The sequence below is a fragment of the Metabacillus rhizosphaerae genome (genome assembly GCF_037201795.1).
Lineage (GTDB): Bacteria > Bacillota > Bacilli > Bacillales > Bacillaceae > Metabacillus > Metabacillus rhizosphaerae.
Genome location: NZ_CP147403.1, coordinates 4,122,009 through 4,144,371 on the forward strand (window position 1 = coordinate 4,122,009; position 22,363 = coordinate 4,144,371).

19 protein-coding genes are annotated in these 22,363 nt (G+C 35.3%); 3 read left to right on the forward strand and 16 right to left on the reverse strand.

Annotated features, from left to right (window positions below; genetic code table 11):
* From def to WCV66_RS20090, 8 genes are all read right to left on the reverse strand, one after another.
* A complete protein-coding gene (gene def / locus WCV66_RS20055) occupies window positions 1-483 on the reverse strand; it encodes a peptide deformylase (protein ID WP_066337888.1) in 483 nt (160 codons plus the stop codon).
* 188 nt (window positions 484-671) lie between these two features.
* Window positions 672-3,086, reverse strand: coding sequence for a primosomal protein N' (priA, locus tag WCV66_RS20060; protein ID WP_338786640.1), 2,415 nt, complete (start codon window positions 3,084-3,086; stop codon window positions 672-674).
* Window positions 3,086-4,297: a bifunctional phosphopantothenoylcysteine decarboxylase/phosphopantothenate--cysteine ligase CoaBC gene (gene coaBC / locus WCV66_RS20065; RefSeq protein WP_066337894.1), complete on the reverse strand. Its 1,212-nt coding sequence runs from the start codon at window positions 4,295-4,297 to the stop codon at window positions 3,086-3,088. Before coaBC ends, priA begins: the two co-directional genes overlap by 1 nt.
* 221 nt (window positions 4,298-4,518) lie before the next feature.
* Window positions 4,519-4,719: a DNA-directed RNA polymerase subunit omega gene (gene rpoZ / locus WCV66_RS20070; protein WP_066337896.1), complete on the reverse strand. Its 201-nt coding sequence runs from the start codon at window positions 4,717-4,719 to the stop codon at window positions 4,519-4,521.
* Window position 4,720: 1 nt separating this feature from the next.
* Window positions 4,721-5,335, reverse strand: a complete 615-nt coding sequence (gene gmk, locus WCV66_RS20075; protein WP_066338026.1) for a guanylate kinase — start codon at window positions 5,333-5,335, stop codon at window positions 4,721-4,723.
* Between the two features lie 15 nt (window positions 5,336-5,350).
* The gene (remA, locus tag WCV66_RS20080; protein WP_066337900.1) at window positions 5,351-5,614 is read right to left on the reverse strand and encodes an extracellular matrix/biofilm regulator RemA; all 264 of its coding nucleotides are present in this window, start codon (window positions 5,612-5,614) and stop codon (window positions 5,351-5,353) included.
* Between the two features lie 74 nt (window positions 5,615-5,688).
* Window positions 5,689-6,564: a YicC/YloC family endoribonuclease gene (locus tag WCV66_RS20085; RefSeq protein ID WP_066337902.1), complete on the reverse strand. Its 876-nt coding sequence runs from the start codon at window positions 6,562-6,564 to the stop codon at window positions 5,689-5,691.
* A gap of 153 nt (window positions 6,565-6,717) precedes the next feature.
* The gene (locus tag WCV66_RS20090; RefSeq protein ID WP_338786641.1) at window positions 6,718-9,408 is read right to left on the reverse strand and encodes a calcium-translocating P-type ATPase, SERCA-type; all 2,691 of its coding nucleotides are present in this window, start codon (window positions 9,406-9,408) and stop codon (window positions 6,718-6,720) included.
* Window positions 9,409-9,728: 320 nt separating this feature from the next.
* Between WCV66_RS20090 and WCV66_RS20095 the strand changes: the two genes are divergently transcribed.
* On the forward strand, window positions 9,729-11,444 hold the full coding sequence (locus WCV66_RS20095; protein WP_066337906.1) for an NFACT family protein: 1,716 nt from the start codon (window positions 9,729-9,731) through the stop codon (window positions 11,442-11,444).
* A gap of 144 nt (window positions 11,445-11,588) precedes the next feature.
* Entirely contained in the window at window positions 11,589-12,500 is a 912-nt protein-coding gene (locus tag WCV66_RS20100; RefSeq protein WP_066337907.1) for a DMT family transporter, read from the forward strand.
* An 81-nt stretch (window positions 12,501-12,581) separates the two neighbouring features.
* On the opposite strand, the gene WCV66_RS20105 is transcribed toward WCV66_RS20100, so the two are convergent.
* The 7 genes from WCV66_RS20105 to WCV66_RS20135 form a co-directional block, all read right to left on the reverse strand.
* Window positions 12,582-15,290, reverse strand: a complete 2,709-nt coding sequence (locus tag WCV66_RS20105) for an SH3 domain-containing protein (RefSeq protein ID WP_338786642.1) — start codon at window positions 15,288-15,290, stop codon at window positions 12,582-12,584.
* Window positions 15,291-15,544: 254 nt separating this feature from the next.
* Complete coding sequence (locus tag WCV66_RS20110) at window positions 15,545-16,045, reverse strand: NAD(P)-dependent oxidoreductase (RefSeq protein ID WP_338786643.1); 501 nt, start codon at window positions 16,043-16,045, stop codon at window positions 15,545-15,547.
* Window positions 16,026-16,814 (reverse strand): sirohydrochlorin chelatase, encoded by a 789-nt coding sequence (locus tag WCV66_RS20115; protein ID WP_338786644.1) that lies wholly within the window; start codon window positions 16,812-16,814, stop codon window positions 16,026-16,028. Before WCV66_RS20115 ends, WCV66_RS20110 begins: the two co-directional genes overlap by 20 nt.
* Before the next feature lie 192 nt (window positions 16,815-17,006).
* Window positions 17,007-17,612 (reverse strand): adenylyl-sulfate kinase, encoded by a 606-nt coding sequence (gene cysC, locus WCV66_RS20120; protein ID WP_338786645.1) that lies wholly within the window; start codon window positions 17,610-17,612, stop codon window positions 17,007-17,009.
* A 13-nt stretch (window positions 17,613-17,625) separates the two neighbouring features.
* Window positions 17,626-18,765: a sulfate adenylyltransferase gene (sat, locus tag WCV66_RS20125; RefSeq protein WP_338786646.1), complete on the reverse strand. Its 1,140-nt coding sequence runs from the start codon at window positions 18,763-18,765 to the stop codon at window positions 17,626-17,628.
* A 57-nt stretch (window positions 18,766-18,822) separates the two neighbouring features.
* Window positions 18,823-19,890: an inorganic phosphate transporter gene (locus tag WCV66_RS20130; protein ID WP_338786647.1), complete on the reverse strand. Its 1,068-nt coding sequence runs from the start codon at window positions 19,888-19,890 to the stop codon at window positions 18,823-18,825.
* Window positions 19,891-19,903: 13 nt separating this feature from the next.
* Complete coding sequence (locus tag WCV66_RS20135; RefSeq protein ID WP_066337924.1) at window positions 19,904-20,605, reverse strand: phosphoadenylyl-sulfate reductase; 702 nt, start codon at window positions 20,603-20,605, stop codon at window positions 19,904-19,906.
* A 486-nt stretch (window positions 20,606-21,091) separates the two neighbouring features.
* Between WCV66_RS20135 and WCV66_RS20140 the strand changes: the two genes are divergently transcribed.
* Entirely contained in the window at window positions 21,092-21,352 is a 261-nt protein-coding gene (locus tag WCV66_RS20140) for a hypothetical protein (protein WP_338786649.1), read from the forward strand.
* 323 nt (window positions 21,353-21,675) lie between these two features.
* On the opposite strand, the gene WCV66_RS20145 is transcribed toward WCV66_RS20140, so the two are convergent.
* The gene (locus tag WCV66_RS20145) at window positions 21,676-22,248 is read right to left on the reverse strand and encodes a thioredoxin family protein (protein ID WP_338786650.1); all 573 of its coding nucleotides are present in this window, start codon (window positions 22,246-22,248) and stop codon (window positions 21,676-21,678) included.
* Between the last annotated feature and the right edge of the window lie 115 nt (window positions 22,249-22,363).

Below are 22,363 nucleotides of genomic sequence, written 5' to 3' on the forward strand. Positions count from 1 at the left end.
TCATCCTTCCGCACTTTCTAAATCATTTTCTTCTAAGTATTTTTCTACCTTTTTTGTGAATAACACACCTTCAAGATGATCCATTTCATGTTGGATCGCTCGAGCAAGAAATCCTTCAGCTTCAATGATTTTCACTTTTCCTTTTCGATTAAATGTTCTAACCTTTACATAGTTTGCTCTCGTTACTTCACCGTACAGACCAGGAAAGCTTAAACATCCCTCAGGTCCAGTTTGTTCACCACGTTCTTCAACAATAACTGGATTGATTAATTCTATTGTTCCATTATGATCATCAATATCAACAATAGCTATTTGCTGTGAAATTCCTATTTGTGGTGCAGCTAGTCCAACACCATCATTTTCAATCATCGTATCATACATATCTGCTAAAAGCTTTGTTAGCTTCCGATCAAAAATAGTTACCTTTTCACAAGGTGTTTCTAAAACATCTGCCGGAAACATAACGATTGGTTTAACCGCCAAAAAGACTCCTCCAAACATACACTAAAGCGCAATTGCCTTGTTCAGCCTCGGGCAATAAGACACTAATGAATAGAATACATTCTTTACCTTCAATTCATTAGTGAATTATGACCTCGAGAGGCTAGGCATTGAATACCGAGCGCTTATACAGTATAAAAATTTTATTATTCTTAAAACAAAAGTCCAACTCACATCATCGTATTTGGACTTAGATCAATTGCGATCATTAAGTCATTTGAACTCATTTCTTGTTGAAAGTGTTCAATGATTTTTCTTAATGTTTCATGTAAGTTTTTTTCCCGTTTGTATTTTACCATGCATTGGTATCGATATCTATCTTTAATCCGCGGGATCGGTGAAGCTACAGGTCCTAATATCTTTGTTTCATTTTCAACATTTCTTCTTAAAAATTGAACTATTTTCTCTGTCACAGATACAACCTTTGTTATTTCTGGATGTGAGACCGTAAGTAAAGCTAGATAGTAATAAGGTGGATAAGCATGATTTTTACGAAGCTGCATTTCATGATTATAAAATGAGTCATAATCATATTGACTTGCCAGTTGAATACTATAATGCTCAGGAGTATAAGTTTGAATGATAACCTCACCTGGAAGCTCATGTCTTCCTGCTCTACCACTTACTTGTGTTAATAGCTGAAATGTTTTTTCAGAGGCTCTAAAATCAGGTAAGTGAAGCATCGTATCTGCTGTTAACACACCAACAAGGGTGACATCTGGGAAATCAAGACCTTTTGCAATCATTTGAGTTCCCAATAAAATATCAGCTTCTTTGTTACCAAATCTTGTTAAAAGCTTTTCATGCGCACCTTTTCTCCCTGTCGTATCCACATCCATACGAATGATTCTCGAATGCGGTAATACCTTGACTAATTCTTCTTCTACTTTCTGTGTACCTGTTCCAAAAAAACGAATATGTTCACTTTGACATTCCGGACATACATTTGGCATCTGTTCCTCGTGTCCACAGTAATGACATTTAAGCTGTTGCCCATGTCTATGGTAGGTTAATGAAATGTCACAATGTGGACATTGGATAACAAAACCACAATCTCGACACATAACAAACGAAGAATATCCCCTTCTGTTAAGGAATAAAACCGACTGTTCCCCTTTTTCTAGTCTTTCGGTTAATTTCTCAATTAACGATGTTGAAAACATACTCCGATTGCCACTTCTTAACTCCTCTCGCATATCGATTATGTCAACTTGAGGCATTGATCTTTTGTTCACTCGCTCCTTTAATGTAAGTAGCTTATAAACATTTTTTTTAGATCGTGCAAACGATTCTAGGGTTGGTGTTGCACTCCCTAACACAACCGGACATTTATGAAGTTTCGCACGGTATATAGCAACATCACGAGCGTGATAACGTGGGTTCTCTTCTTGTTTATAACTCGATTCATGCTCCTCATCGATAATAATCATACCTAGATTTTCAAATGGAGCAAAAATAGCAGATCTTGCACCAACGACGAGTTGAACCTCTTTTCTTTGGATTTTTCGCCATTCATCATATTTTTCACCAGTAGAAAGTCCACTATGTAGGACAGCCACTTTTGATCCAAAGCGACCTTTAAAACGATGAACCATTTGCGGGGTAAGAGAGATCTCTGGCACGAGGACGATTGCTTCTTTACCATTATTCAACACTTCTTCGATTGACTGAAGATAAACCTCTGTCTTTCCACTTCCTGTTACCCCGTACATAAGAAATACGTCATGTACATTTTCGTTGATTGTTTTTATTAGTGGTGTTATCGCCTGCTGTTGCTCATTGTTTAATATTAGTCTTTTAGTTTTCTCAAAATGACGATCTTGATAAGGATCACGATAAACTTCTTTAATCTCTTCTTTTAAAATACCTTTAGATATAAGTGCTTTAACAGATGCATCTGACGTATTAGCTTCTATTAATAAGTCCTGTAAAGCTATTTCATTTATTTCATTGGTCGTAAAATAGGAAATGATTTCAATTTGTTTTTTTGCATTCGCAGGGAGTTCTTTTATAAGCTCTGTAAGCCTTAATAACGATTCATTCCGTTTAATGATTTTGATCGTTTTTTTATTTCCCTTTTGTTTCACTTTGTAGATGACTTCTAAATGACCTTGTTCAATTTCCTTTTGAATCATCTTTAATGAAACAGTTTGTTCAAGCTCTTTTAAATCGACTTGATTGCCGTTCTTAAAAAAAGGCTGTAGTTGTTCTACTAATTCCGTTACATCATCTGTAGTAAGTCCTAATGCTTTTTCATATTTTGCTTTCATTGCAGCCGGTAACATTGCTTGAAATGCAGATATTTTAAAGCATAATGTTTTCTCTGTTAACCATTGTCCTAGCTGTATAAGCTCACTAGTCAAACATGGAGTTAAATCTAATAATTCTGAAATAGCCTTTAAGCGTTTGAACTCTGAGTGATTTTTTATCTCAATCACAAATCCTTGGATCTTTCTAGGTCCAAATGGAACAATTACTCTCATACCTGGTGTTACTAACTCTTGCCACTCTTCTGGAATTTTATAATCAAACGCTCGATCAGTTTGCATAGCAGGAACATCAACAATAACACTTGCGTATTTCATTATCTTGCTCCCTTTAATAGCACATGGACTTTTTCTAATAGATGTTTTGCTACTTCCTGTTTAGTCAAAAGTGGTAGCTCAAGACTTACTTGATTACGGTCATAAATCGTCACAATATTCGTATCTGTTCCAAACCCTGCACCTTCATAGGTTACATTATTAGCTACAATTAAATCTAAATTCTTCGTCGCTAGCTTTTTCTTTGCATATTCCTCAACATTATTTGTTTCAGCTGCAAAGCCTACTAGAAGTTGATGTGTTTTCAGTTTACCTAATTCCTTTAATATATCCGTTGTTCTTTCCATTTTAATATGTAAGTCATCATTTTGTTTCTTTAGTTTTTGCTCATATGTGTTAATTGGTCGGTAATCTGCTACTGCAGCAGATTTGATCACTACATCCGATTTTGGGTATAGCTCGATGACGCGATCATACATTTCTTGAGCTGACTCTATTTGGATAGTTGTAACAAATTCTGGTGGGGTAAGCGAGGTTGGACCTGTAATTAGCGTTACATTAGCACCAAGCTTTTCCGCCATTTCTGCGATCGCATATCCCATTTTCCCAGAAGAATGATTGGTAAAATAACGAACTGGATCAATCTTTTCTCTAGTTGGACCTGCAGTTATTAGTATTTCCACATTGTTTAGCGGTCTCCCTAACGCATTTTTTTCAAAATAATGATTGAGCAAGTTGACGATTTTTTCTGGCTCTTCAAGCCTACCCTTTCCAACATAACCACAAGCTAAAAACCCTTCACTTGGCTCAATAAACTGATATCCAAAGTCAAAAAGTGTTTGGATATTTTTCTTTACTGCTGGATGATCATACATATGTACATTCATGGCTGGAGCTATCCAAACGCCTGCAGTTGTTGCAAGTAACGTTGTTGTCAGCATATCGTCTGCAATACCATTAGCAAGCTTTCCAATAACGTTAGCTGTGGCTGGGGCAACAAGGACTATATCTGCCCAATCAGCCAAATCAATGTGGGCAATCACTTTTGAATTTTTCTCATCAAACGTATCATAAAAAACATCATTACGGGAAAGAGCTTGGAAGGTTAAAGGAGAGACAAACTCCATCGCTGAATCGGTCATAATCACCTTTACTTCAGCTCCAGCTTGTACTAATTTACTAGTTAGGATACACGCTTTGTAAACTGCAATTCCGCCGCTAACACATAATAATATTTTTTTCCCTGATACCATATTCTCCACCCACTTTGAAAGATCTTTTTTAAGGTAAGCGGACGAGATCCGCTTACCGTTTCTGCATTACTGACTCTATAAAGACTAAAAATCTATTTTAACTGTTTTTTTGTTGATGATTGTAATTAATAAATCTTTGGAGGTTATATCATTTATTGTACCAATAAATGTTTACATTGAAAAAAATAACAACCTATAACCTAGGTTGTTATTTTAAGGCATTATTTCTCTGGTCTTTGATAATTAAGAAGGCCTGCATTAATTTCTTCTAATGCTTTTCCAACATATTTAAACGAAACAGGTTTTGCAATTTGTTGATCACTGAGTTCCTGCATTTCACGTGCACGTTTAGCAGCAACTGTTACAAGTGTATATTTTGAATCTAATTTATTCATTAGTACATCAATAGATGGGTATAACATATTATTCAACCTCCAGTATTTTTTTATATCGTGGTGCTACTCTTTCGCGTCTACAATGCTCTGCAGTCACGATTGCCTTAATACGATCACATGCGAATAGAACATTTTCGTTTTCAACAACGTAATCATATGCATCCATCATGACAATTTCCTCTTTTGCCACTTTCATACGATTATTAATTAATTCCTCTGTTTCCGTTCCTCTTGTAACGATACGGTTTTTCAGTTCATTTAAACTAGGCGGGCTTAGGAAAATAAACAATCCTTCAGGGAACGCATTGCGGACTTGAAGTGCACCTTGGACTTCGATTTCAAGAAATACATCCTTTCCCTCGCTTAATGTTTTCTCTACATAATCAACAGGTGTACCATAATAATTTCCAACGTATTCAGCCCACTCTAGAAGTTTATTTTGTGAAATCAATTTCTCAAATTCTTCCCGAGATTTAAAGAAATAATCGATCCCATCAACTTCTCCTTCTCGCGGTTTTCTTGTTGTCATTGAAATCGAATATTCAAATGCAGTGTCTTCTTGTGAAAATAATTCTTTTCTTACCGTGCCTTTTCCTACACCAGAAGGACCCGATAGGACGATTAACAATCCTCTTTCTTTTATCAACGTTTCTACTCCCTACCCTTCATCTGATAGATCATCTTTATTTGAAAGCCTCTGAGCCACTGTTTCAGGCTGTACAGCTGAAAGAATAATATGATCACTATCCATTATAACAACAGCTCTGGTACGACGACCATATGTTGCATCTATTAGCATGCCTCTGTCTCTTGCGTCTTGAATGATTCTTTTGATTGGAGCTGATTCAGGACTAACAATCGAAATTATACGGTTGGCTGATACGATGTTGCCAAATCCGATATTGATTAGTTTAATGCTCATATGTATGCTCCCCCTAATAAAGGACAAATCTATTTTTGCCTTATAAGCCCTTTTATAATCAATGGTATGTTAACCTATTCAATATTTTGGACTTGTTCCTTTAATTTTTCAATAATACTTTTTAATTCGACAACATTTTTTGCAATATCTCCATTATTTGCTTTCGAACCAATTGTGTTTGCCTCCCTATTTAGCTCTTGTACTAGGAAGTCTAGCTTACGACCAATCGGACCACTAGCTTTTAGGGTCTCGCTAAACTGATGGTTATGGCTATGTATTCTTGTTAATTCTTCACTGATATCAGCTTTTTCAGCAAACAGTGCAACTTCGGTTAAAATGCGATTTTCATCGACTTTACCTGAGACGTATTCTGCTAATCTTTTCTCAATTCGTTCACGGTATTGTTCAACAACAGAAGGTGCTAACTTTTCCAGCTCAACCGTTAAAATACTAATATCCTCGAGCCTTTGTTTTAAATCAACAGCAAGTTGATCGCCCTCTATTTTTCTCATTTCTACTAATTGTTTAATCGCAGCTTCCACAATAAGAAGGAGTTTGTTTTCAACATTCTCACTTGAAATTGACTCTTCAAGAATATCAATTCCCTGGCTTAGTCCAAGAATTTGATTTAAGGTAACTTCATCCTTAAGAGAAAAACGTTCTTTTATTTGGTGAAGTGAGTTCACAAATTGCTCTAATAATTCCCAGTCAACATGAATTGATTTATCAACTAATGACTCACCTTCTAAATTGACATAAATCTCAATTCGCCCTCTACTCACAGATTGAGAGATAAGTTTTTTTATCTTATCTTCGCTACTCATGAACTGTTTTGGCATTTTTAGACTAACATCTAAAAATCTGTGGTTCACTGATTTCATTTCAACTGTAAGAAGACATGAATCAATTTGCCCACTTGCACGACCAAATCCAGTCATACTTGCTACCACTATGGATCACATCACTTTCTTTCTATAAGCTTAATTGTTGTGAGACGTCTATGTAAAATCGATATACAAATAACTATAATGCTTCTTTTAAAAATATCATGATCTTGATCCAACAAGCAAAAGGGATGACTTTGTGGGTCACCCCCTTCTGGATTATACCATAGTCTTCGTTGATTTTCTTGTTAAAAGTGATCCTGCTAGTAAAAAAGTTGGAATTGCAGATAATCCTAAAATTAATAACCAATCTCTAAGCAGGATTGGAATTGTATGGAAAATCGGTTGAAGTGGTGGATAATAAATAACAACAAGCAATAACAAGACCGATGAAATGACCGCACCAATTAAATATAAATTCTCAAATGGATTTCGTTCAAATATCGACTTTTCACTTCGACAATCAAATACATGGATAAGCTGAGCCATAACCAGAGTTGCAAATGCAATGGTTTGTGCGTAAGCAAGATCATCAGGATTACGATAATACACAATCATAAAAGCAGCAAGTGTGGCAATACCAATTAAAAAGCCGCGCGAGATTACTTTCCAGCCTAGACCTCTAGCAAAAACTCCTTCTTTAGGATGACGTGGCTTCCGTTTCATTAAGTCACCTTCTGGTTGATCCAAGCCTAATGCCATAGCAGGTAAGCCATCAGTTACTAAATTCACCCAAAGGATTTGAATTGGAACTAATGGTAATGGCAATGCAAGTAACATTGCAAAAAGCATCACAAGAATCTCTCCAACATTTGAAGCAAGAAGATATCGGATGAATTTTCGAATATTTTCATAAATATTTCTTCCTTCTTTTATTGCGGATTTAATGGTCGCAAAATTATCATCCACTAAAACTAATGAAGAAGCTTCCTTTGCAACATCTGTACCAGTTATTCCCATTGAAATACCGATATCAGCGGCTTTTATAGCTGGAGCATCATTAACCCCGTCACCAGTCATTGCAACAATATGCCCTCTATTTTGGAGTGCCTTTACAATTTTTAATTTATGTTCTGGTGAGACTCTTGCAAACACATAAACATCATCTACAATTTCCTCTAGCTCTTCAACAGTAAGTGCTGATAGGTCTTTCCCTTCCATCACCTTGCCGTTCGTTGGTAAAATATTTAGCTGTTTTGCGATTGCCTCTGCCGTTATGATATGGTCCCCTGTTATCATAACAGTCTTAATACCCGCATCTCTACATTCCTTAACAGCTTGTTTTACCTCAGGTCGTGGTGGATCAATCATCCCTTGTAAGCCAATAAAGACTAATTCCTTTTCAGCTTCAAAGCTAGTATTGACTTTTTCCCTTTCTTGCAAAGGTTTAAAAGCAATTGCAATCGTACGTAGAGCTTGAGATGCAAGTGATTCTATTGCATTTTTCACCTTGGTTTCATAAACACTACTTAGGTCTTCTTGTCGTTCATTCCATAAAATGCTTTTTGAAACACCTAGTAGTACATCTGGTGCTCCCTTTGTTACAACAAAGCGTTTACCTGCTTTATCTTTTACAACTACACTCATCATTTTCCGTGTAGAATCAAAAGGGAACTCTTCAACAACTTCAAAATTCCGAAGCAACGATTCCTTTTTCAGCCCTGCTTTCATTGCGGCCACAATTAGAGCTCCTTCAGTTGGATCACCATCTAAAATAAATTGACCATCTCGTTCAACAATGCCTGCACTATTACACAATGTACCAAAGGTTAGGATTTGTTGTAATGTTTTTGTTTTTGGTACATCAACTACTTTATCTTGATGTAAAAATTCCCCGTGTGGATGATAACCGGCACCACTTACATTCCATAGTTTATCACCAGACCAAACTTGTGTTACAGTCATTTTGTTTTGTGTTAATGTTCCTGTTTTATCAGAACATATTACTGAAGCACAACCCAGTGTTTCTACTGCAGGTAATTTACGAACAATTGATTTTTGCTTGATCATTCGTTGTACACCGAGTGATAATGCAACGGTAACAATTGCTGGCAGGCCTTCAGGTATCGCTGCAACCGCAAGTGATACACCTGCTAAAAACATATTGTAAATGTCATGACCTTGTAACACACCGATGCCGACAACCAGTACCGTTAAGAAAAGAGCAACAACGATCAGTATTTTACCCAGCTGTTCCAAACGCCGCTGCAATGGCGTATCCATTGTCTCTGCATTTTGCAGAAGGTCTGCAATTTGTCCCATTGCTGTATTCATCCCAGTTCCAACAACAATACCAATACCAGATCCTCTTGTTACTAATGTTCCCATGAAAACCATATTTGTTAAATCGCCTATTCCAACATCCTGAGCTACAATAGGTTGAACAGATTTTTGCACAGGGAGAGATTCTCCAGTAAGAGCAGATTCTTCAACCTCTAAGCTTTTTGTTTCTATCAAACGCATATCTGCGCCAATCCGATCACCATTTGTGAATTTTACAACATCTCCAGGGACAAGCTCTTTAGAAAGAATCCTCATCCAATCTCCGTCCCTTAAAACCATTACTTGAGGTGCTGAAAGCTCCTTTAAAGCCTCTAATGACTTTTCTGCTTTTCGTTCTTGGAAAAATCCTAATACTCCGTTAACGATCACAATCGCAATAATAGCGATAGCATCAATATATTCTCCCAATAAACCAGAAATTAGAGTTGCTGCTAATAATACTAGAACCATAAAGTCCTTAAATTGACTTAAAAACACCAATATCGCGGAAGGTCGATCAGCCTCTTTTAATTCATTATATCCGAATTTTTGTTCGCGCTTTTGAACCTCCTTACTTGTAAGTCCTGAATCTGCATCCGTATTAATTGAATTCATTACCTCTTCTGATCTCATCTCATGCCATTTCATGAATCACCTACACACCCCTTAAACAGAAAAAATTTTACGTTTGATTAACGGCTATATCTCGCTAGAAGTCTTGCTCCTTTTCCTTTTCACTCCCCGTAAATGTCCGATAATTCTTTCTAACCAACTGTAGGGAAAAGTTCACTCCACTTGTTGGAAGTTTCGCTATAACACAACTTATTCAGACTCGTCCTAAAACATGCTATAATCAGATAGAAAACTTACCTAGTGATCAGGAATCTTAAAAAAAACAATTCGAGATTGGTAAGCTAAATAAATATTTCATACACTAAAGGTGCATGTTGACAGAAGGAGTTTATGCCATGTCGTTTGATGGTTTATTTACATACACAATTACACAGGAATTAAAAAGAGCACTTTATAACGGAAAAATCGCAAAGATTCATCAGCCATATAAATATGATCTTATTTTCCAAATACGATCAGGAGGAAAAAATCACCGTTTGTTTCTTTCTGCCCACCCAAGCTATGCAAGAATTCATTTAACAAATGAGAGCTATGAAAATCCAAGTGAGCCACCGATGTTTTGCATGCTTTTAAGAAAGCATCTTGAGGGTGGTGTGATCGAAAACATTCAACAACTCGATATGGAAAGAATAATTATCATTGATGTAAAAAGTAGAAATGAACTTGGAGATTTAACAGAAAAGCGGCTAATGATAGAAATTATGGGCAGACATAGCAACATTGTACTCGTCGATAAAGAACGCAATATGATTTTAGATAGTGTGAAACATTTATCACCAGCGGTAAACCGCCATAGAACTGTTCTTCCCGGCCATACGTATGTATTGCCACCCGGACAAGGTAAAGTGAACCCTTTTGAAGCTGATGAAGAAACAATTCTAAAAAAGCTAGACTTTAATTCAGGTAAGCTTGACGGACAGCTTGTCGAACAATTTGCAGGGATATCTCCGCTTTTTGCAAAAGAGGTAATCCACCGTTCAGGGCTCGTTAATCGAACAACTTTACCAAAAACATTTTTAACAATGCTAGATGAATTAAGAAATGAACAGATTGAGCCGCAAATTTTCTATCAAGCGAAAAGAGAAGTATTTTATATGATGAATCTCACACACCTAGATAGTAAAGAGCGCAAAATCTTTACAACCATCTCTGAATTGCTAGATCGTTTTTATTATGGAAAATCCGAACGTGATCGTGTAAAGCAGCAAGGTAATGATTTGGAACGTTTCATTATTAATGAAAAAAAGAAAAATGAAACCAAAATAAAAAAATTAGAAGCGACATTAGATCAGGCTGAAAAAGCCAATCAATTTCAGTTATACGGTGAATTGTTAACAGCTAATTTATATGCTGTAAAAAAAGGAGATAAAACGGCAGAGGTTGTCAATTATTATGATGAAAATAACACGACAATCACCATACCGTTGAATGTACAAAAAACTCCATCTGAAAATGCGCAAAAGTATTTTTCTAAATACCAAAAGGCAAAAAATTCAATTGAAGTTGTACAACAACAAATTGAACTAGCAAGAAATGAAATTGTTTATTTTGAAGGATTGATACAACAAATAGAATCTGCTTCACCTAGAGATATTGAAGAAATTCGTGAAGAATTAATGGAAGGCGGCTACTTAAAGCAAAGACAATCAAAAGCACTTAAAAAGAAAAAGCTACAAAAACCACAATTAGAGTACTATGTTTCAAGCGATGGTACTGAAATTTTAGTTGGCAAAAACAATAAGCAAAATGAATTCCTAACAAATAAATTGGCTGCACGCGATGATGTTTGGTTTCACACAAAGGATATCCCAGGTTCTCACGTTGTGATTAGAAGTAAAGATCCTTCAGAAAAAACGATTTTAGAAGCTGCAAATATTGCCGCCTATTTTAGTAAAGCAAAAAATTCAGGCTCTGTACCTGTTGATTTCACAGCTATAAGACATGTTAAAAAGCCTAGTGGGTCAAAGCCAGGATATGTCATTTATGATCATCAGCAAACCGTATATGTAACACCGAGTGAGGATTTGATATTCCGATTACGGAAAGGATAAATTTCTATTTGGAATTTATTCTTAATGAGGATGACTTAGGAATCACCCCTTTCTAAGTCATCCTCATTCTATTAACACTATAAACTAAACTTTTCAATATAACTTTTTCTTATAAATTTAGGTCTTTTATGTAGGAGTGGAATTATGGATAAAAAATTAGCCTATCTATATATAGTTACAGGTGCAGCTTTATGGGGTATGATTGGTTTTTTTGTAACCTATCTTTATGAAATAGGATTTACACCAACACAAGTGGTCGCGATCCGTGCTATGTCTGCAATGTTCTTTCTATTTATTTTTGTCTTAATTAAGAATCCACAAGCATTGAAAATAAACATTTCAGATAGTAAGTATTTTATAGGTACAGGAATTTTTAGTATTGTCCTTTTCAATTGGTGTTTATTCCAAGCAATTCAAGAAACCTCTATTTCAATAGCAAGCATCCTTCTCTATACAGCACCTGCATTTGTAACAATTTTTTCAAGGGTCTTGTTTAAAGAATTACTAACACCTAAAAAGGTTATATCTTTAATTACTACTTTTATAGGTTGTTCATTTGTTATTGGTATCTTACCAAACTTAAATGGATCTATTACATTATATGGAGTAATGCTTGGTATTGGATCAGGTGTGTTTTATGCCCTTTATAGTATTTTCGGGAAATTTGCTCTAGTAAAGTATGACACTTTAACAGTTACAGTATATACCTTTATTTTTGCAGCCGCTGCAATAACACCCTTTAGTGGTCTATGGACTGTTTTACCATTATTCAGGAGTTTAGATGTCTGGCTATACATATTAGGTCTCGGATTACTTTCAACAATGCTTGCGTTTATTTTATATACAAAAGGGCTGAATTTCATAGAATCAAGCAGAGCATCAATTATCGCTACTATAGAACCTGTAGTAGCAACAATTGTAGGTATTTTGCTTTTTAATGAAAAATTAAGTATTTGGCAATACTTTGGCATTTTGTTGGTTATTTTAGCGGTCTTTATTGTTCAGGAAACGACTAAACAATCCACTAAAAATATGACCATTAGTAAATCTATTTAAACTATTTCAAAACAATAGACCACTAAATAGAGGGTGACTCAATCTAAGGGATATCCTATCCTGAGTCACCCTCATTCATAATTAATTTTTAAAAGTTGGAACATCTAATACTAATTTATAGGAGTCTATTAAACTATATAAATTATGTATTTGTTTTACTTGCTTTGCTGCCCAGCCTATATCTGTTGCATATTGATGAGAAGCATAGCCATTTGAAGCACTAGAGCTAGGATTCCATCTCATTTTATAAAGGGTATCTTGCCCTGCATTAATATAACCCTGCGCGATAAACTTTGATCCACCAATAATTGCAGCTTCAGGAGTAAACCATCCAGCATTATAAGCATACTGAGCACCACTTGATAGAGCAGATCCATCATATGCACCTATTCCATACATATTATAAACAGTTTTCCCGTTTATTTGGACTCCTGTTGAAAGCTGGGAGGTACCATTACCAGTTTCTAGTAATGCATGTGAGATTAAATAAATTTCATTCACATTATACGCTTTCCCTGCTGTTATAAAAGCAGAAGCTAATCCTTGCAAACTACCTTTTCCAGAAAGGATTTTCTCATTTACCTCAGTTGGATTAAGATTAGCCGGAAGAGATAATTTCAGATATTGAAGTGAATCAACTGGCGTACTTAGAAAATTATTGGGATCTAAGTAATATGTTACATCTTCAGGACTAGCATTTACCCAAGATTTATTATAGCTAACTTGGTACCAATCATATCCATCATTACCCTTTACTTTTGACAAGATTTGCAAAGGTTGTCCTTTACTAACAGTGCCAACTACCCAAAAATTAGTTCCCGCACCTCCACGAACATTCCATCCAGCACCTTTAACTGTAGCAGAAGTAGAATTGTTTATGGTTAAAGCATCTTCCCTAATATAAGTATTATATTTCTTATCTGTTTGTGGATTAACAGCCATTTGAATATCCGTTAATTCGCTCAAAGGAATGTTATAGTAATTTGTTATTTTTTCAGCATCAACATCATTAGGTGTGCTTGGATTATACGGTTCTGTCAATGACAAATATTGTGAACTTACATAGCCTGTTTTCCCGTTAACTGTAACCCTAGCCCAATCATTTTCTTCAGAATAAACTGTAACAATTGTACCTCGAGAAAGTTTCGTTACGATAGACCCACTAGTGGAAGCCTCTGTTCTTAGGTTTAAAGCTGATCCATACATAACATTTACATACTTAGAAATCATTTTGTTCTCATTGGTATCATTTACATCAGATTGTTCACCCGGAACAGCATCAAGTTCTGATCCAGCACTCGGCTTATAGGTAGAGAGATATTGTGAACTTACATACCCATACTTCTCGTAGGCTTTAACTTTTGACCAGCCATTTGTTTCCGAGTATACAGTTATCTCGACACCTCGAGCAAGTTTAAGGATAATTGATGAATTTGTTGATGCACTATTCCGCATATTCAAGCTGGAACCAAGGTTAACATTAACAAATTTCTTTTCCTCAATTTGTTTAGGCTTTACGATTGTTTCGGAATTTGGTTTTATTACAGTCAGATAAGCGGAACTTACATACCCTTCTTGTCCATTTTCTTCAATCTTCGACCATCCATTTGCCTCAGAATAAACTGTTACTTCTGTTCCCTTTGTTAATTTTGTGACAACCGTTCCACTCACCGAGGCTTTATTTCTTACGTTCAAGCTCGACCTTTCACTTACAATGACATACTTCTTGGTAGGTTGTTGAGCCGAAGAATTTGGTTTAGTAACTTTATCTTTATTTGATATAGATGCAGTTAGGTATTGACTACTAACATAGCCTATTTGTCCAAAAACTTCGACTTTCGACCAGCCATTTGCTTCTGAGTACACCTTAACTTCTTTTCCGTTTGTAAGTTTTAAGATAATAGAAGCATTGGTTGATGCACTTTTCCTCATATTTAACGATCCACTATTTACATTTACATACCTAATTGTTGGTTCAGATGTATGTACTGAGCCAGATCCTGTATCAGAGTTTTTGTTTGTTAAGTAAGCGGAACTCACATATCCGACTTTTCCATTTGCCTTAATTTTCGACCAGCCATTGGCTTCCGAGTAAAAGATCACTTCTGTTCCCTTTTTTAAGGATGTGATTATTGTAGCACTCGTTGACCCACTCTTCCGCAAGTTTAACGAACCGCTGCTTACATTCACATATTTTGTTGTTGATCTCGCAGTTGGTGTTGCTTCGGGTGTTGAACTTGTGCTTTTTTCCGAGTTTGCAGAAGTTAAGTATTTGGAACTTACATATCCTTCTTTCCCATTTGCCACTATTTTCGACCAGCCATTGGCTTCCGAGTAAACAGTTACTTCTGTTCCCTTTTTTAGGGATGTGACCAATTCTGCACTCGTTGACCCACTTTTCCGCAAGTTTAACGTACCACTGCTTACATTTACATATTTTGTTATTGATTCAGAGGTTTGTAGTGTACTAGTGCTTTTGTCTAAGTTTTTCGATGTTAAATATCTAGAACTTACATATCCTTCTTTTCCATTTGCCACTATTTTCGACCAGCCATTGGCCTCCGAGTAAACAGTTACCTCTGTCCCCTTTATAAATGTTGCAATAACTTTTGAACTAGTCGACGCACTTTCTCTTAGGTTTAAGAAACCACTGCTTACATTTACATATTTTGTTGATTTATACACACTTTCGTTATCTATCCTTTCACTTTGTGCAGCAAAAACTGTTTCTTCAAAAGCAATTGTTGATAATACTGCAAAACAAAAAGTAGGTAATAATGCCCTTTTCATAATTCCTCCTTACTAATCTAATATGACTAAATTATGTATCCAAAACTCTATAACTCTATTAAAAAAGTGGTCAATATCATCTTAGCATATATTGTAAATAAAAATGGCGAAATATGTATCAATTAGGTAATATTAACTATAAATATTCTTGAATTTACCATTAACAACATTTACTTTCAGTTTATATTTCTTAGTTTGTTTATATACAAAAAAATGGATGAACTAAGATTAGTCCATCCATTCTCCAAACTATACTAATTTTTACGTTTTTTGTTCATACGTATTTTATACATTTGATCTAACTCTTCTATAAACTGATCATCAAACTGCAATGAGAGCTGTTCACAAATTTGTTTGGCAAGTACTGGACTTGCCCCATTTGTTGAAACAGACATGGTTAATCTACCTTTTTTTATAGATTTCGGAACTATTACATTCCCTTTTTCGGCATTGCTAGCAACGTTTATTAATTGATTTATTTTAGCATTTTCAGCAATCCATTCATTTATTGCTGGGACGTTTGTTGCTGCAATAATTATAAACGCATGTTCTAAATCAGATAACTCAACCTTTTTTTCTAGCCAAAGTAGTTTCTTCTGATTGCTTAAATCTTTAATTTCTACAACTACCTCTGGACTAACAACAATGACATTTGCTCCTTCCTCTAAAAAAAGAAGAAGTCGTCTAAGCGCGATCTTGCCTCCACCAACTACAAGTACGTTCTTATCTTTTACATTAATGTGGAGTGGTATCATGGCTTAAACCTCTAGTAAAAGTATATTCACAATCTTTGTTGTCAATTGCTTCATTTACTCGTTCTATAAATAACTCAAGTAGGATTGGGTGAGGACCAAGATATGAACATACCTCGATTTGTCGGTCTCCCCAACCATACTTATTAATCGTTTGGTCGATTTCTCTCTTTAATAAACCTGTAAAGATTAAATAAGGAATCACAAATATCGAATGTTCATTAGAATGGTAAAGATCATCTATCATTTGATCAAATCTTGGACTTGCTGCTGTTAAAAAGCAAGTATGAACTTGTTTTAAGTTTGATTTACCATAAAGTACAGATGAAATTTCATTTAAATCACGAACAACATCCATATCACTACTACCTCTACCAACAAGAATCGCAATTGATGAATTCTTGATATCTGCTTTTTGAATCATTTTGTCAACTAGCATATGTGCTAATTTGTTGTCTACACCTATTGGTCTACCGTATGTAACGAAAACCTTAGGATACATGGCCCTCACATGAGCAAGCTCATCTGGAATATCACTTTTCGCATGGGCAGCTGTTAAAAGAAGTAACGGGACTACTGCAATATGTGTTGCACCTTGATCCACACATGATGTAAAACCTGCCTCGATTGATGGCTCTGCTAATTCCAAAAAGCACACCTCTTGAATTTGTGCTTGTACCTCTGGTTTTACTTTATCAATAAATGCAAATGCTTCCTCGCGAGCCTTTGGAACACGACTTCCATGACAAATATACAATACTGCTTGCTTCATAATGTTAATGCCTCGCTTTGGGTAGTTTTCATTAGCGTAACCTCCCACCAGTCAATCTTATCCATTAATCCATCAGTGAATAATAATAACCATTAAGAAGTAATGCCAGATGTGAAAAAGTAGCAATCGTATAATCACCGATTGCTACCTTTATAGTCTATATACTTACCGAATAATCTTGTGACCTTAACGTTAATTTACCATAATCAAGTGTTTTTGGACAAGGTAATCTACAATTTGTTTCACAGATTCTTCAACAGTTTGAGTTTCCGTATCTACTATTATAGCTGGGTTTTCTGGTTCCTCATATGGTGAATCAATTCCTGTGAAATGTTTTATTTCATTATTTCTCGCCTTTTTATATAACCCCTTCGGATCGCGAACTTCACATTCATCTAATGAACATTTAACATACACTTCAAAAAATTCATCATCTGAAAGAATATCTCTTACCTGTTGTCTATCTTCACGAAATGGTGAAATAAAAGCAGTTAACACGATTTGACCACTGTCAACAAATAATTTTGACACTTCGCCAATACGACGGATGTTTTCTTTACGATCTTCATCAGTAAAGCCCAAATCTTTATTTAATCCGTGTCTGATATTATCCCCATCCAAGACATATGTTTGAATATTAGCTTCAAATAAATGTCTTGCAAGCGCATTTGCTAATGTTGATTTTCCTGATCCCGAAAGACCTGTAAACCAAATACACATGCTTTGATAGTTATTTTTCTTTCTTCGTTCTTCTTTAGTGACAGATGAGTCATGCCACACAATGTTGTTCGTTGCCATGTGGGTGACCTCCTTATGAATTTACTGTTTCTTTCATTCCTTTAATCAACACTTCAACAACTTCTTTACGGCTAAACGTGCTTGGTGGTAATTCTCCATTCCGAAGCATTGCACGAACCTTTGTTCCAGATAAAATCACGCGATCTTCATTACCATGTGGGCAAGTTTTTGATGAAGCCATTGCTTCACATTTTGTGCAATAGAAGCTGTGTTCAAAAAATAACGGTGTAATGCCTAATTCATCTGCAGTAAAGTTAGAGAAAATTTCCTGTGCCTCATACGTACCGTAATAATCACCAACACCAGCATGATCTCTTCCAACAATGAAATGTGTGCAACCGTAGTTTTTACGCACCATTGCATGGAAAATTGCTTCACGTGGACCTGCATATCTCATTGCAGCTGGGAACACAGCTAAATGTACACGATCTTCCGGATAATAGTTTTTCAGTAAAACCTCATAGCTTTCCATGCGAATATGTGCCGGAATATCATCTGATTTTGTTTCTCCCACTAGAGGATTTAAGAATAATCCGTCAACCGTTTCAAGTGCTGTTTTCTGAATATATTCATGTGCACGGTGTACTGGGTTACGAGTTTGGAAGCCAACAATCGTTTTCCAGTTTAATTCAGCAAATTTCGCTCTTGATTCTTTAGGATCAAAATAATATTCCGCAAATTTCTTTTCTGGACGTTGAACAAGTGTGATTTCTCCTCCAACATAGACATTCCCGCGTTCAAACATTTTTTTAACACCAGGATGTGCAAGCTCATTTGTACGATATACATTTACTGCCTCTTTTTGCTTATCAGGTGTGAAAATGTCTGAAACGTTGATCGTCCCATATGTAACATTTCCTGAAACAAGTCGAACCTCGTCACCGATTGCAAGGGTAGCCGCTTTTTCTTCAGTTACTGGTAATGTGATCGGAATACTCCACACATGACCGTTTTTTAATTTCATATTTTCAACAACAGACTCGTAATCTTCTTGTGTTAAAAATCCTTCAATTGGGCTATAAGCACCAATAGCAATTAACTCTAAATCACTCAATGAAATTGCATCAAGCTCGATCTCTTGTAGAATATGTGAAACATTTGCTCCTAAAGATAATTTTTGAATTAATTTTCCTCCGTGTGGAAGTAAGCTCATTTTAATATCCTCCAATTCAAATTCTGATAAATACAATATATTTAATGGGGATTATAATTAAATCCCCCCACCCTCTTCATGAACAGTACTTCTTTCTTGTTTGCTAGCCTTCATTAAACTAAGAGCTCCAACTGTGGCAAGCAAAAGACTAGCCAAAACAAAAATCGTATATAAATCTGCTTCAATAAACAACTTAACTAAAAAATATGACATCGTAAGTGATATTAGTGGAGAAATCAACCAAACCATTAACATGTTTTTAACAATTTTTTGCTGAAACACATTTGTACCTGATTTTGCGATTCCAATCCCTAAGATTGAAGATGTTGTAATTTGAGTAAGAGGTACTGGGATTCCAAAAATCGATGCGATGGTTACCAAGGTTGCACCAGTACTAGAAATAAGAATACCTTCAATTTTTGAAAAACTAGTAATCTTCTTACCGTTAGTTTCAAGTACTCGACGACCTAACAGAAGTGCACCTAACGCAACAAATAATCCCCCAATCAATGTTCCTTTAGAAACTGATAGGATTTCTGCACTTACTAGAGGTCCGACTGCATTAGCTACATTATTCATTCCTGCTGAAAAGGCCTCGAAAAACCCTGCGAAAATAAGAAGATACGTTATAACCTTTCCTTGAAAAGCATACTTTTCAGTTATTTTAAAGTAATGTAATATTTTTATAAAAATAAACGCGATCCCAAAAGCAATAATCGGAATGATGACCCAATAAAAAACAATCCAAAACAAATTGTTCTCATATAATGCTTGATTAGCAATTCCTACACCAACTACAGAACCAACTGTTACTTCACTTGTTGATAGAGGTATACCTAGTAAATTAGCTAAAAAAAGTGAAAAAGTTGCTGAAAAGAGGATGATGACAACAATTTTTATTGAGATAAGTGACGATGGAATAATTCCTGAACTTATCGTCTTGACAACTTCTCCTCCGCCAATAACTGCTCCTAATATAATGCCTATCGCACATAAAATAAGGGCATTCCTAGGGCGTAAAATCGCTCCTGAACCATATGCGACACCCATTGAAGCAGCTGCGCCACTTGCACCTATATTCATCGCAAAAAAGAAGCTGATCACAATTGCAATTATCTCTAACATCGTTCATTTCCCCCTATTGATGGAGGCCACATTCTGTTTTCATTTGCCCAGACCATCTGCCAGATCTTAAATCATTTTCATCAAAAGCAGGCTTTGTGCAATGAAAACAGCCAATGCTCGGATATCCTCTGTCATGTAATGGATTGTAAATTAAGTCATTTTTATGAACGTATCTCCATACATCCTTCCACGACCAATGAATAAGCGGGCAAATTTTAATTGAATGAAAGCGATCATCCTTGTTTATATAATTAACGTGTTTTCTCGTTTCTGATTGTTCACGTCTTAGTCCCGATATCCATGCAGTAGAACCTTGTAGTGTTTCATTTAAAGGAGCAATTTTTCGGATATCACAGCATTTATTTGGAGCAGTTTCCCAGAGCTTATCACCGAATGTTTTAGCTTGCTCTTCTAATGTTAGCTTTGGTTTTTTTAACTCAATATTAAGTGTTGGATATTTCTCCTTCACTTTCTCTATTAGTTCATATGTTTCTTTAAAATGAACATCTGTATCCAAGAACACAATTTTAGCATTAGGCTTTACCTTTGAAATTAAATCGATTAAAACAATACCTTCAATTCCAAAGCTACAAGCATAAACAATTTCTTCTCCATAATGGTCATATGCCCATTTTAATACATTCAAAGCACCTTTATAGGTGTCGTCTACTTCAAACTCCTCGCTCACTTCATTCCAATTCTGAAAAGTTAGCATACTATTCACCTCTTTCTTTCATACTATTTAACTTGGTTTTAAAACCCGTATATTCTTACGTTAATAGTCGGGATTAAAACCAAAAACCAACCATTTCAGTATGAATTATACATGTAAGTTTCATTTTTTCAATCATTTAGTATAGTCATCTTAATTTTAGCTGCTCACCAATAAACTTCTTTTATCAGTAAGTTGCTGGGCTTCCTTGGGCCATTTCCCTTCACCACTATTGATAAGAAATATCCTATTGATTCAAAATTTTAACACAATTCTTTTAAATGTCAACCCGAGTTTATCCATCGGATTAATAATTTTACTGAGAATTTTTTTTTCTTAACAATTTGGACAATTATTAGATTATGCATCACATGATTAGTGATATTCATGGGTAAAACTTGTTTTGCAATAAGCATATTCCTTTTTGCACCTCGTAAACTAGTACTAATAGACAGAATTGGGAGTGAAGCTAGTATGTGGGGGATCATTTTGAATATTTTATATTCAATTGTTGGTTTTTATCTTTTTTGTTTTTGTATAGCATATGTGTTTATGTATAAACCAAACAGACACTTTTTAAATGAAATAAAATCAACGAAACACGCCTACATTTTTTCTTTACTTGGGCTTGCGTTGTTCGTTGTTTTAGAAAAAGTGAAAATTCCTGATAAATGGTTTAATCTCGTTTACAAAGGATGCTTTTTGACAGGTGCGGTTGCTGCGTTTATTTTTATGGTTTCTAGTTTGTAAAATCACTCTTTACTAAAATAGCAATTTTTTCTATTCCAAAAAGGCAATCCTCTTTAATTGATTGCCTTCACCCACGCAATTTAACTGCCTATCTGATTTCCCCAAACCATTATAATCAAGACCAATACAACTATAACCAAGCTTAGGAAAATGGTTAAACTGATATTCAAACATTTTATGATTAACAGGGCATCAATGTAAAAATAAAATTGTTTTCCCCTCTTCAGTTATGTTAAAAAAAATCAATCACCATAAAAAGCAGTGCATTTCATCTCGTGAAATCCACTGCTCTTCGATTTTGACCTATTATATATTTATCAAATTTATTGATGATGAAGATCCTTACCTTTAAGTAGCGTAATAATACTATAAGAAATCGTTTCCCAGATTGACTCATCATTTAGATAAGAATTCCGGAGCTTTTTATACATCTCCATTTGCTTATCTTTGAAGTCTGGTGAATCGTTTGCTGGTAGTGCCCTTCTTTCAAGATCAACTAAGTTTTGTATCTTCTGTGCTCTTGGTCCCCAAACAGCTTGTTCATCTCCATTTTGATCAATAAAAATAAAGATTGGAATCGCACGAGAAGTACCATTTGTCAAATATTGATCCATTAGCTCAAGATTTTGATCTCTTAGTAAAAATCGCACCTCCATATTAGAAGCTTCTGCAATTTTTAACAAAATAGGATTATTAACAAGTGCATCACCACACCAATCTTCGGTCAAAACAATTACTCTAAGTTGTTTCCCTTGAATCTTCTCTAAAAGGACATTATCATCTTCATTTAAAATAAAACGGTCATAGATAGAAAGCAACTCATTTTTATTTACAGTCATCTGATTTTTATATTGTTCAAATGTAAGCCCTTTAAAAAACCAATCATTTAAATTCATCTTCATCACCTCAGCATAGAATTAGCACTTCTTTTCATTTTATTAAAGTTATCAAAATTAAATGAGATAATCCAATTATATGCTTAAAAACAAAGTTGTGCTGGCATTAGCGGAG